Below are 11,968 nucleotides of genomic sequence, written 5' to 3' on the forward strand. Positions count from 1 at the left end.
CCCGGCGCCGGGCGGTCGGTCGCGTGCGCCGCCGTCGCGCGGTGGATGCGCCGCAGCGTGTCGAAGTCGAGCACGGTCCGGGACCGTTCACGATCCTGCCGGCGGACGGCCGCGCCGTCGGTCGCCGGGGTGTCCGCCCCGGGCCGCGGCGTGTCCCAGACCAGCGGTACGACGGCGAACAGCCCTTCCTCGTTTTCGCCCAGGCCGAGCAGGCCGGCCAGCCGTGCCTCGTCGAACCAGAGGGCGGGCGCCAGCCGCAGCCCACGGGCGCGCGCCCAGATGCGCCAGGTCTGCAGCAGGGCTCCCACGTCCATGCTCACGGCGTGGAACGAGAAGCTGTTGTACTTGAACGCGTTCTGCCAGTACTTGACGCCCAGCACCAGGTACTGGTCCGTCGCCTCGCCGTGCGCTCCGAGCGCGGCGCGCACCTCGCCGCTCACGTCGCCCGCGAGCAGCCGCTGCATGGAGTGGTGCGGCGGGGAGTAGTAGTGCACTCCGGGGGTGAGCGGTCCGGAGGGGCCCGAGACCCAGTAGACGCTGACGGGGTACAGGCCACCGCCGGAGGCGGTGCCCCGGGACCAGTTGGCCTGAGTGTAGTGGGGCAGGGCCCCGAGGTCGGTGTTGGCCTGGACGGCCAGGCGCCTGTCCACCAGCCCGTAGGAGTCCAGCAGCATGCCGGACAGCAGGGGAAGTGTGAAGGGCTCAGCCGTGCTCGGGTGGCCGTCGGGCAGGCAACCGGCCGTCACCGTGGCGTGCGCCGGGTACGGCACGTCGGGGAGCGGGAACGACTCGGCACCCGGGTAGTACTTCGTCTTGCGCGGCCGGTCCGCCCAGTCGGGCACGAAGTCGGCCGGCTCCATCGGGATACGGCCCCGGTGCATGATGGCCGTCGCGTATTCATGGGCGTAGCCCACGGAAGTCTCCTCTTGTGTGGCGTGGGGGCGGGGAGCGGTGCGGGTGGCCGCGGTCACGGGAAGGGGTGCGGGGCCGGGTTGAGGTCGGCCGCCTCCAGGTCCCGCTCGCGCAGCCCCGCCTCGCGTAGGGCGGTGCGCAGCCGGGGCATGCCCAGGGCGCGCTGCCGCGACCAGCCGAAGTCGATCGGCAGCAGACCGGGGACGAGCACGCTGAACGTGTGCAACCCCAGCAGCCGCTGCTCGGGCAGCGTCTGGTCGACGACCACCACGTCGAACCCGGCGGCGGCGACCGCGGTGACACAGCGCTCCAGGTCGTCCCGCAGGTCGGGCGAGGCCGTCGCGCCGGAGGCGTCCGGCCACCCGAGTTCGGCGACCGCGAGCGGCCGCTCGGCGGCCGGGGCACGCAGCAGGAAGTCGGCGTGGACGCCCATCTCGGGGATGCCGTAGACCAGCGGGTGGTCGTGCAGCGCGGTCACCCGCGAGAAGTCCTCCGCCATGGCGCGCAGCCTGGCCTCGTCGCGCTCGGACCGGCCCCGCAGATTGACCGCGTCGGTGGCGATCTCGCACAGCGCCGCGTCCAGCGCGGACTCCGGGTCGAGCCCGGCACCCGCGCCGAAGCACATCCGGCCCAGGCCACCGTCCAACCGCTCCGCGACGCCGGTGACGACGGGGATCGGGAACGTGATGCGGGTGTCGAAGAACCGGGCCCGGTAGCCGTACATCGCCAGCCGGTCCACCATGTGCCGGGTGGCGGGGCGGGCGCTGGTGGCGGGGTCGATCTCGGGCAGCGGCTGCTGCCCGTACCAGGCGAGCAGGAAGGCGTCCCGTTCGACGACCTCCATCAGGCCGAAGTAGACGGCCTCCTCGGCACAGCCGCCCGACGCGCAGCCGTTGGAGCTCTCCTGGACGAAGCGGTTCTCCAGTCCCGGCGCGTGATAGTACGTCAGGATCTCGGGCACGAGGCGCGGTTCCTGGTCGCGCAGGGAGTAACCCCACACCCACGGGATCTCGCGGTCCGGGGCGAAGCGCACGACGTGCGGGTTCTCCTGGTGGAAGTCCTCCGAGTAGAGCCCCACGCGCCTCGGGTCGACCGCGTCGGCCCCGAACTCGTCGAGCGTCCCGGTCACCGACGTGCGTTTGCCGCGCGCCCGCATGCCCGCGTACCGCTCCAGCCCTTCGAGGACCCCGATGCGCGCGGAGGTGCCGAAGGAGCCCGCGTGTCCGCCCCAGAACGTCTCGCGCAGGTACTCGCCGGAGCGCATCGAGAAGCAGCCGATGGTCGCGGACGTCGACGTGGACGAGACGTCATGGACGACGGACGGGCCGAGGGCACCGCACACCGGATTGGCGAAGGCCGCCACGTCGATGTCGTACGCCTCGATGCTCCGCAGCCGGAAGGTGCCCGGCGCGTGCTTCGGCGCGGCTGCCAGGGTGACGACGGCGCCCTCGGGCGAGTCGGCCACGGGCCGGGAGCAGGCCGGGCACTGGGGGTCGGGGACGAGGGGATAGCGGCGTACCGACAGCGTTTCCAGGTCCAGCACCTGGACGTCCGGGAAGGGCTCGCGCACCGGGTGTTCCCGCGTCTGTCCCACCAGCGAGGCGAGTGCCTCGGCGGCGAACGGGACGGCGTACGGCCACGGGCCGGACTCGTGCGTGGCGCCGCCCAGTTCGAGGGCGTCGCGCAGCGCCACCGAACGGACCGCCTGCCACCGCCGGGTCAGGCACTGCGGGCACGGCGGGACGCCCTCGACGGTGACGGGGCCCACGACGGCCTGACGCGCGTAGAGGTGCACCGGGACGGTCCCCGGCGGGTGCGGGCTGTGGCCCTCGGCGAACGCGTCGCCGAAGCCCAGCGCGCTCACCGCCACGGCGATGTCACCGTGGCCCTGACCGTCCAGCGCCGTGCGCAGCGGGCCGGTCATGAGCCGCACCGGACTCGGCCCGGGAGGCGCCGGCGCGGTGGCCGGCCTGTCCGTGGTGCTAACCGACACGCCGGGCCTCCGACGTCAGCAGGACACGGACCACGTGGACACCCGCGCGTTCCAGGTCCGCGGAGCCGGTCGGCACCACCAGCGCGTCACGGCGCTGTTCGCCGAGCCGGCGCAGCACGTCCGCCCACGAGGGCGTGTCCGTCCCCTCGACGGTCACGGCGGCGCGGACGGCCAGCGCCCGCGGATCGAAGTCGCTGAGCAGCGGATCCCCGTACGAGGTCCCCTCCGCGAGTCCCTGCTGCTCCAGCTGGACCTCCCCCAGCAGGTCACGCAGCGCCGCCGAAGCCGCGGCCGGGTACGACAGCTCCGCGGCCACCGCCCAGCGGGCCCCGGCCCGGGCCAGGACCACGGCCGCGCCGGAGCGCTCCCGCTCCCCGAGGTCCAGCAGCTCTGCCTCGACGCCGAGATTGGCGGCGGAGCGCAGCAGGAAGGTGAGCTCGGGATCGGCGTCGGCGGGAACGGTGACAGCCGGCACCCCGGAGCCGCGCATCGCGCGCTGGAGCGCGTCGTACGCGAGGGCCGACAGCATGCCCTGCGCGGCGGCGTCGGTGACACTCGCGCCCGCCCTCATGCCGGCACTCGTCGCCTCGAAGAGCCGGTCGCGGTTGTCGGCGCCGAACGGACGGACCGCCTCGCCCGGCACCAGGAACCGCTCCTTGGTGAGCAGGGAGGTGGCGGCCACCCAGCCGCGGACGTCGGCCTGCGCGTCACCGATGCCCGTCCACGTGCCGAACTCGGCCGGGGTCAGGCGGACGCCCTGCTCCGGTGCGCCGGTGCGCCGGTGCGGGACGACGTGCTCGGCGTAGGTCTCGGCGGCGCGGTGCAGGGCGCGCAGCCGGGCGCCCGCCACGTGATGGACGTCGGCGGCGCCGACACGGCGGGTCCGGCCGTGGCCGAGGCCGAGCTCCACGACGCTGAGTTTGAGCGGCGTCTGCGTGATGCCCTCGTCGTCGTAACGGGTGAACACACCGGCGTGCGGCCGCAGCAGCACCGAGCGGCGGTTCAGCTCCTCCACCAGGGCGTCCGCCTCGCGGGCGGAGTCCACGGTGGGCAGCGCGAGGGCGCCGCCCCGGGTGTCCGCGCTCGCGAGGTCGATCTCGGGGGAGTCCGCCTCCGCCTCGTCCGCGCACCACGGGCAACGGGGGTGGGGCAGCAGCGGCTCCGAGGTGACGTCGAGCGACTCCACGTCCTGGATGATCAGCTGCCCGGCCGTCTCGGCGGGCAGCGCCCCCGACGCCGTCTTGAACACCTCGTAGCCGAGCAGGTTGCCGAGCATCGCGGCCAGCGGGCGGCCGGGGTGGGCTCCGGGGACCGGCGTGGCAGCCGGCAGGTCCAGGGCGAGGGAACTCCACACGTCGGCGGCCCGAGCGGCGCCGGCGCCCGCTCCCAGTCGCAGTACGGCGCACGACCAGCAGCCCGAGGTCTGCGCGGACATCGACGGACCGACGACCGCGTGGCCGCCGAACGACCAGGCCGGTATGAGGGTGCGTCCCGCGGGCACCCCGGCGCGCAGCAGCGGGAACACCACGCGGGGTGCGTCGGGTCCGCCCGTGACGACGACGACGTCGTATCCCTCGACGGCAGCCCAGGTCAGTGGCGCGTGCGGGCTCCCGGACCCGTCGAGTTCGCGGACGTCGACGGGGCAGCCGTCGGCGCCGGCGGCCGCCGCCTCGTCGGTGATCCCGGCCCGGTCGAGTCCCGGCAGGACGCCGATCGTGGCGCTGCCGTTGCGGATCAGGCTCAGAACGCACCAGCGGGCCACGAGGTCACTGCCGAGGACCGCCACCCGCGTGTCGCGGAAGCGCTGGAAGCGGCGCGCGGCGTCGTCGGCGTAGTGGTCGGTGTACGCGATCTGGGCCGCGTAGCGCCGCGCCACGTCGTCGGACGGCTCGTGCCCTTCGAACGCCTCCGGCGAGGGTCTCGGTGGGACGGAGCGGGCGAAGCCCCGCTCGTACAGGGTGCCGACGAGTTCGCCGACCATCGCACGCTGGCGGTCGCCGAACCCCGTACAGATCTCGGCGACGGTGTGTTCGCCGTCGAAGTGCGGCACGAGCAGGGTGGCGAAGCGGTACGCCGACTTGGCGGTCAGACGGAAGCCGCCGTCGGCGTTGTGGAAGAGGACGCCGTCGGGGGTCTCGGTGAACAGGACGTCGCGCCGGATGCGGGGGCGGGACGCTGCGACGGCTTCGTACCGTGCGGAAGGCATGCTGATGTCACCTCTGGATGGGGGTCGGTGGGAGGAGGCCGAGTGGGTTTGCCGTGGTCAGCCGGGGGTCGCCGCGGTGCCGAGACGGACCGTCGACGGGGTGGTCCCCAGCTGACGCGCGTAGATTTTGAGCAGTTCGTGGATGCGGTAGGGCTTGGGCGGCCCTTCCTCGACGAAGCCGGCGTCCGCCAGCCGCTCGAGGACCTCGTCCGAGACGTCCACGACATCCGAGACACCCGGGACATGTGATACGTCCGGCACGTCCTGCGGCGTCGCCGGATCGGCGGTCCCGGCGACGCGGCGCTCCGTTGCCAGCAGCAGGAACGCCTCCCTCAGTTCGGGGCTCAGCCGGAGCAGCGCCGCCTCGAACACGAGGGGTACGGACATCAGCGGCTCGTCCGCCAGGGAGAGCCTGGCCGGCAGATCCGCGGCCAGCCATGAGGAGCAGTCCCCGATGCCGAGACCGGGGCGCGTCAGCAGGCGTGCCGCGGCGATCCGCAGGCTCAGGGGGAAGTGGCCGCAGATCCGGGCCAGTTCGCGGGCGGCCTCGGGCTCCTCGGCGACCCGTTCGGGGCCCAGAGTGGCGATCAGCAGCTGATGCGACTCCTCCGGGGCGAGCGTGTCGAGGCGGTGCACGACGCCGCCATGGGTGGCGATCAGGCCGGCGAGACCGCGTCGGCTGGTCACCACCGCGACGCCCTCGCCGGGGGAGGGGAGCAGGGGGCGTATCTGCTCGGCGCTCACCGCGTCGTCGAGGATGAGCAGGCGGCGTCCGGCTCCGTTCGTGGGCAGTTGGGCCCGGGCCTCGGCGGTGTCGAGCGGGCTGCCGTCCGGACGGGTCATGCCGAGCGTGAAGCAGCCGCCGGGAAAGGCCTCCTGAGCGAGGTGGGCGGCCTGAAGGGCGAGAGCGGTCTTGCCGATGCCGGGGGCCCCGGAGATCACCACCGGCCCCGTCCCCGGCCCGTCGGCGGTCAACGCGCGTCGCATGGCGGCGAGTTGCGCGGTGCGGCCGGTGAAGCAGGGGACGGGCGCCACCGTGGCGGTCGGGGACGTGGCCGACGGTACCGACGGCGGCGCAGTGTGCCCCGACGGTGCGGGGGGCGAGGCGGGGGCCTGCGCCGGGGGAGCGGGGCGCTGTACCGCGGCGGCGGCCGGTACGGGGAGCGGCGCGTCCGGCGACGTGGCACCCGGCGCACCCGTCCCGCCCGAGGGGAGCGCCGCCTTCGAGGTGGCTCGTGCCCCGATCGCCGGGACGGTGCGGGCCGGCGGGATGCCGAGCTCCTCGCCGCGCAGGATCGCCAGTTCCAGGCGCTGCAAGGGGGCGCCCGGGTCGATCCCGAACTCCTCCTTGAGGCGCTCCTTGACGGCTCGGATCTCCGCAAGGGCCTCGGTCTGGCGGCCGGTTCGGTAGAGAGCCTCGATCAACTGCTCGGAGAACCGTTCCCTCTCCGGGTGCCGTCTCGCCGCGTCCCAGACCTCCGACAACACCTCGCGACATCGTCCGCGCGCCAGTTCGATGTCACAGAGACGCTCCAGTGCCCGCAAACGCTCCTCGGTCAGCCGGGGTGCCTCGTCGCGGTGGAGCATGTGCGACGAGACGTTCGCCAGCACCGGCCCGTGCCAGAGGGCGAGCGCCTCCCTGAGCACGTATGACTCGGTCTCGGCGTCACCGACGGAGTCCGCCGAGCGGACCAGTGCACGGAAGCGGACGAGGTCGAGGGTCTCGTGGTCCATGCGCATCCGGTATCCGCCGGGGACCGCCTCGATCGCGTCGTTCGCGATCCCGTACTTCGCGAAGATCCGCCGCAGCCGCAGGACGCAGCTCTGCAGGGCGGCTCGCGCCGTGGCGGGGGGCTCGGTGTCCCAGACGGCGCGCACCAGATACTCGGTCGACACGGCCGCGCCGGAGTGGATGAGCAGGGCCGCCAGCAGGCTCGTCGGCTTGGACGGCTGCAAGACGGCGGCATGCTCGCCATCGGCGATGCTGAGCAGCCCTAGCAGCTGGAACCGCATCCTCTTTATCGCTCCGTTTTGTTTGCTGACGGTACGCGCGGGCGGCTGATCGAGCTCGCTGCCGTGACCGACAGGAATACGAATGCAAAGGTCGGGGGGTAACGGACTACTACTATTCGACGCTCTTCGGCAACGGCCATCCGGCCCCTTTTTGGGAGTGCCTTACATGCAGGTGCCAGCGGATACCTTAGTGACGACTCGGAGCTACGTCGATCCCCGCGTTAGAGAAAATTAAGCGAGCGCCGGATTTACTCCGCATTCCCTGAATGCTGCACTTGGCCTGTTTGTCCAGCGTGTCTCGGTGGTCGCGAAGTGCGCAGGTGGAGGCGGGAGTTCCGGGTGGCTCCCATCCTAGGATGCGAGCGGCTTCCCACCCTAGGATGCGCTGCCACCACTCGCCAGGTCTGCCCGCAGAGCCGCTTCTCCTTGGTCAATTTCGCTGGGCGCGTGCCCGGGTGGTCGGTACACCGATGCCGCGGAGTCGTGGATCCTAGGAATCTGAATATGTCTCTGCTTTATTGCTGGTGCGATCGTGCGGCGCCATTGTGTCCGGCGAATTCTTCGCGGGTTACTTGGCGTATCAAAGTGCGTCGCTGGTGGGGCGGGGGTTTCGCGCTATTGCTCGTCGGGGAGAACGGCTCGAGGAGGAGCCGTTAATTTCTTCGGTCGCGCCGGCGTCGGAAGGGTGCGCTGGACGGGACACCTCATGGGGCTTCGGAGATCTTCAGGACGGTCGCCCGGAAGGACGCGACCACCGGGCGGAGATCGATCCGGTGCCAGGCGGCCCAGAGCTGGACGGACCTCTCGAACCAGGGGAGTCGGCGGACGGTGACGCCGGGTGGGCGGTTGCGCAGCATGCTCTCCTGTACCAGCGCCATGCCCAGGCCGGAGGCGACCAGGCCGAGGGCGGTGAGGGCGTCGGGTGCTTCGAGCCGGATGTCGGGAGTGAACCCGGCGGAGGCGCAGGACGCGACGAAGTCGTCCCGCCAGGCGGGGTCGTGGCTGTTCTCCACGGCGACCCAGGGCTCGGCGCCCAGAGCCGAGGGCGGGGTCTCCGCGCTCTCGGCCAGGGGGTGACTGCTGGGCATCGCCAGCAGCAGCGGATCCTTGACCAGAAGCGCGCTGTGCAGGTCCGGGTCGGACTCCGGCGGGGCCTCGGAAACCAGCGCGATGTCCAGGCTCCGCTGGCGAAGTCCCTCGAACTGCTCGGCCGCGGTCAGGTCGTAGAGCGCGACGTGCATCCCCGGCCGTTCGCTGTGCAGCTCGCGCAGCGCGAGGGGCAGCACACCGGTGTGCATGGCGTGGCTGACGTAACCCACGCACAGGCCGCCCTCCTCGCCGCGGCCGAGGCGCCGGCCCAGGTTCTCCAGCCGGTTCGCGTGCCGCAGCAGGGCCTGTGCCTCGGAAAGGAACACACGGCCGTCGGAGGTGAGGCGGATGCGCTGCTGGCTGCGCTCGAACAGGACCAGGCCGAGGTTCTTCTCCAACTGGGCGATCTGCCGGCTCAGCGGGGACTGTGAGATGTGCAGGCGGTCCGCCGCACGGCCGACGTGCTCCTCCTCGGCGACCGCCACGAAGTAGCGAAGTTGTCGCAGGTCAAGCATGTGAGACCCTCCAGGACTCAAGTGTGTCCAAGTGAGTCTTGGACAGTCTGACAGGTCGATCCTAGCCTCGAAAGCGCAAGAGCCGCGGACGAGTGCAAAACATGACGAACTCCGCATGACATGACACAGAGAAGGATCTTCCTCATGGGCATCAAGTGCCTGCTGCCGGGTTCCCTGGGCTTCGGCACCGCGCCACTCGGCAACATGTTCCGCGACATCCCTGACGACGATGCCGCCGCCACCGTCGAGGCCGCCTGGAACCAGGGCATCCGCTACTTCGACACCGCGCCCTTCTACGGAGCGGGTCTGTCGGAGATCCGCCTCGGCGAGGTGCTGGCCGGCCGGCCGCGCGACGAGTACGTGCTGAGCACCAAGGTCGGCCGCGTCATCCTGGACGAGCTGGAGGACCCCGCCGCCCGCGATCTGGGGGAGAAGGGCGGTCTGTTCGAGCACGGCCGGCCCAACAGGATGGTCGACTCCTACACGGCGGACGCCACCCTGCGCTCCATCGAGGACAGCCTCAAGCGTCTGCGGACGGATCGTCTCGACATCGTCTGGGTGCACGACATAGCCCAGGACTTCCACGGCGACCAGTGGCTGTCCCGGTACGAGACGGCCCGTACCGGCGCCTTCCGCGTCCTGCAGCGCCTCCGCGACGAAGGCGTCATCAGGGGCTGGGGCCTCGGCGTCAACCGGGTCGAGCCGATCGAACTCACGCTGGACCTGGACGAGCCCCGGCCCGACGCGTTCCTGCTGGCAGGCCGCTACACCCTGCTCGACCACAGCCGGGCCCTGCAGCGCCTGCTGCCGGCCGCCACCGAGCAGAACGTCGACATGGTCGTCGGCGGGCCCTACAGCTCCGGCATCCTCGCCGGTGGCCGGCACTTCGAGTACCAGCAGGCCCCGGCCGACATCATCGCCAAGGTCGAGCGGATCAAGGCGCTCGCCGCCGAGCACGGCGTGAGCGTCAAGGCCGCGGCCCTGCAGTTCGCGCTGGCCCACCCGGCCACCGCCGCGGTCGTTCCGGGCGCCACCCGCCCCGGCCGGATCGCCGAGGACATCGCGGCCCTCGACGAGCGTGTCCCGGCCGCCTTCTGGACGGCCCTGCGCGAGGAGCGGCTCGTCGCCCAGGACGCGCCCACGGCCTGAACGTCACCGCGCGACCCCTCCGACTCCTCCCGACTCCTCCCAACCCCTCCCAACCCCTCCTCACGAAAAGGAACAGCACCATGGCGACCACCACCGCCTCCGTCGACGTCCTTCGGTCCGCCGACGACGTCTGGCAGCTGATCGGCGGCTTCGACGCGCTGCCCGACTGGCTCCCCTACATCCCCAAGAGCGAACTCGGTGAGGGGGGTCGGGTACGTCGGCTGACCAACGGGGACGGCGACGTCATCGTCGAACGCCTCAAGGCCTTCGACGACGAGAAGCGGACCTACTCCTATGCCATCGAGCAGGCGCCGTTCCCGGTCACCGACTACCTCTCCACGCTGACCGTGCACGCCGTCGAAGGGACTCCTGGGACCGCACGCGTGGAATGGTCCGGAACCTTCACCCCCGTCGGGGTCAGCGACTCCGAGGCCGAGGCCCTCTTCCACGGCATCTACAGGGACGGACTGGCCGCGCTGGTCCAGACTCTGAAGGTGTGACAGCCGTCGCACGGCACAGACACCTGCCCCGGCGACTTCTCCGTCGCCGGGGCAGAGCCGTCCGCGCTCCCGCCGGGGTCAGCCCGCCGGGACCTCGTCGACGAAGGACGTGCCCGCGCCGCGGTACGCGGCGACCTTCGCCGCCACCTGCGCCGGGGTGAGGACCTGGTCCTTGATGTGGAGGACGTAGTCGACCTGCTGGTCGTAGGCGCGCGGCGTGGTCGAGGTCTGACCGTTGAGGTCGATCAGCCACTGGTTGAAGTTGATCGACATCGGCCGCTCGGGGAGGTACGCGGCGTCATGGGTGCCGAAGTGCCGGCCGTCGACGTAGTACGTGATCGCGTTGTTGTCGATGGTCACGACGAGGTCGTGCCAGCCGGCGAAGCTGGTGCGGCTCTCGCTGTGCTGGTTGACGGCCTGCCAGGGGTCGGGGTTGTAGGTCTCCCACGAGGTCGTGTAGAGGATGTTCGCCGGCTCGCCCCAACCACCGTTGGGCAGGTACTCGAAGTCGTACTCGGCGTAGTCGTCGGCCATCGGGGCCTTGAGGTCGTTGATGGTGAAGAAGGTCTGCACGATGTGGTCGCCGTCGGGTCCGGACCTGGGAGCGTCGGAGAACTTGACCCGGGCCGCGTAGGTGCCGTTCCTGAACTTCATGGCCTGGGTGAGGACTTCGGTGTGCCGGGTGGTCCCGCCGGTGCCGGCGGTGGACGTCTCCAGGTTCATCACCGTGTTGCCTGACTGGTTGACGAAGGTGACCTTGGACGGGTCCCAGGTGGCGCCGGGGACGCCGGGCCCGCCGGAGTTGGAGCGGACGCTCCAGCCGTGCGCCGAGATGGCCGGGTCTGTGTGTCCGGTGTAGGAGAAGTCGTCGAAGAGCGCCTGGCCGCCGCCGGGCGGGTCGGTCGGATCCGTCGGGTCGGTCGGGTCGGTGGGGTCGTTGCCCTCAGGGGCCGTGCCCCACACGGTGGTTCCGGCGAGCTGGGCGGTGACCTTGGTCCAGTCGGCGTACGAGGTCTGGGTGGCGCCGAAGGAGTAGTCGTCGCTCTGTCGGAGCGTCTGCCAGGTGGACTGGTGGAAGCGCAGCTGCATGTCGCCGGTGTCGGCACCCGGTGCCAGGGTGCCGGCGGCCGGGGTGAAGCCGATCTCCAGGTAGCGGTCGGCCGTGGCGGTGGGGTGAGCGAGGGTGCCGAAGGTGCCGGTGATCCCGGCGCAGCCGCGAACGGCCCAGGAGCAGGCGAAGCGGTAGGAGGCGTTCGCGGAGTCGGCCTTGAAGTAGTAGCGGATCTTCACCTGGCTGAGCTGGATCGTGCCGGAGCCGGTGTTACGCACCTTGAACCACGGCTCGCTCTGGTCCGCGGTGGCGCCGGAGGCGCTGGTGCGGTACTGCACGGCCACCCCGTCGGCGGCCGCGGAGGCGGTCGTGACGGGCAGGGTGGCGAGGGCGGCGCTACCCGCCAACGCCGTCAGGGCGAGAACGACGCGGGTGCGCAGGCCGACGGGGTGGGTCGTGGGGCGTGCGTCGGGGCGAGTACTCATCCGTGTTCCTTTCGGTGACTCCCGCGCGCCGCGGGAGGGCAGGAGGTGGTGCACG

At 71.7% G+C, this 11,968-nt stretch carries 7 protein-coding genes and 1 pseudogene; 2 read left to right on the forward strand and 6 right to left on the reverse strand.

Annotated features, from left to right (window positions below):
* The 5 genes and pseudogenes from AB0O67_RS09035 to AB0O67_RS09055 all read right to left on the reverse strand — a co-directional run.
* A pseudogene (locus tag AB0O67_RS09035) lies at positions 1-914 on the reverse strand (nitroreductase); the annotation flags it as partial.
* Positions 915-967: 53 nt separating this feature from the next.
* Positions 968-2,836, reverse strand: a complete 1,869-nt coding sequence (locus tag AB0O67_RS09040; RefSeq protein WP_365447761.1) for a TOMM precursor leader peptide-binding protein — start codon at positions 2,834-2,836, stop codon at positions 968-970.
* A 58-nt stretch (positions 2,837-2,894) separates the two neighbouring features.
* Positions 2,895-5,111 carry a TOMM precursor leader peptide-binding protein gene (locus AB0O67_RS09045; protein ID WP_365447763.1) on the reverse strand — a complete coding sequence of 739 codons (2,217 nt, stop codon included), beginning with the start codon at positions 5,109-5,111 and terminating at the stop codon, positions 2,895-2,897.
* A 57-nt stretch (positions 5,112-5,168) separates the two neighbouring features.
* Positions 5,169-7,124: a BTAD domain-containing putative transcriptional regulator gene (locus AB0O67_RS09050; protein ID WP_365447765.1), complete on the reverse strand. Its 1,956-nt coding sequence runs from the start codon at positions 7,122-7,124 to the stop codon at positions 5,169-5,171.
* A 704-nt stretch (positions 7,125-7,828) separates the two neighbouring features.
* On the reverse strand, positions 7,829-8,728 hold the full coding sequence (locus AB0O67_RS09055; RefSeq protein WP_365447767.1) for a LysR substrate-binding domain-containing protein: 900 nt from the start codon (positions 8,726-8,728) through the stop codon (positions 7,829-7,831).
* Between the two features lie 144 nt (positions 8,729-8,872).
* Here AB0O67_RS09055 and AB0O67_RS09060 point away from each other — a divergent pair, with 144 nt between their 5' ends.
* Both AB0O67_RS09060 and AB0O67_RS09065 read left to right on the forward strand, forming a co-directional pair.
* Positions 8,873-9,877 carry an aldo/keto reductase gene (locus AB0O67_RS09060; RefSeq protein WP_365447858.1) on the forward strand — a complete coding sequence of 335 codons (1,005 nt, stop codon included), beginning with the start codon at positions 8,873-8,875 and terminating at the stop codon, positions 9,875-9,877.
* An 80-nt stretch (positions 9,878-9,957) separates the two neighbouring features.
* Entirely contained in the window at positions 9,958-10,377 is a 420-nt protein-coding gene (locus AB0O67_RS09065; RefSeq protein WP_365447769.1) for an SRPBCC family protein, read from the forward strand.
* A gap of 78 nt (positions 10,378-10,455) precedes the next feature.
* Here AB0O67_RS09065 and AB0O67_RS09070 read toward each other — a convergent pair whose 3' ends face one another.
* Complete coding sequence (locus AB0O67_RS09070) at positions 10,456-11,913, reverse strand: cellulose binding domain-containing protein (protein WP_365447771.1); 1,458 nt, start codon at positions 11,911-11,913, stop codon at positions 10,456-10,458.
* Between the last annotated feature and the right edge of the window lie 55 nt (positions 11,914-11,968).

It is taken from the genome of Streptomyces sp. NPDC086077, assembly GCF_040686175.1.
In the GTDB taxonomy this organism is placed as follows: Bacteria; Actinomycetota; Actinomycetes; order Streptomycetales; family Streptomycetaceae; genus Streptomyces.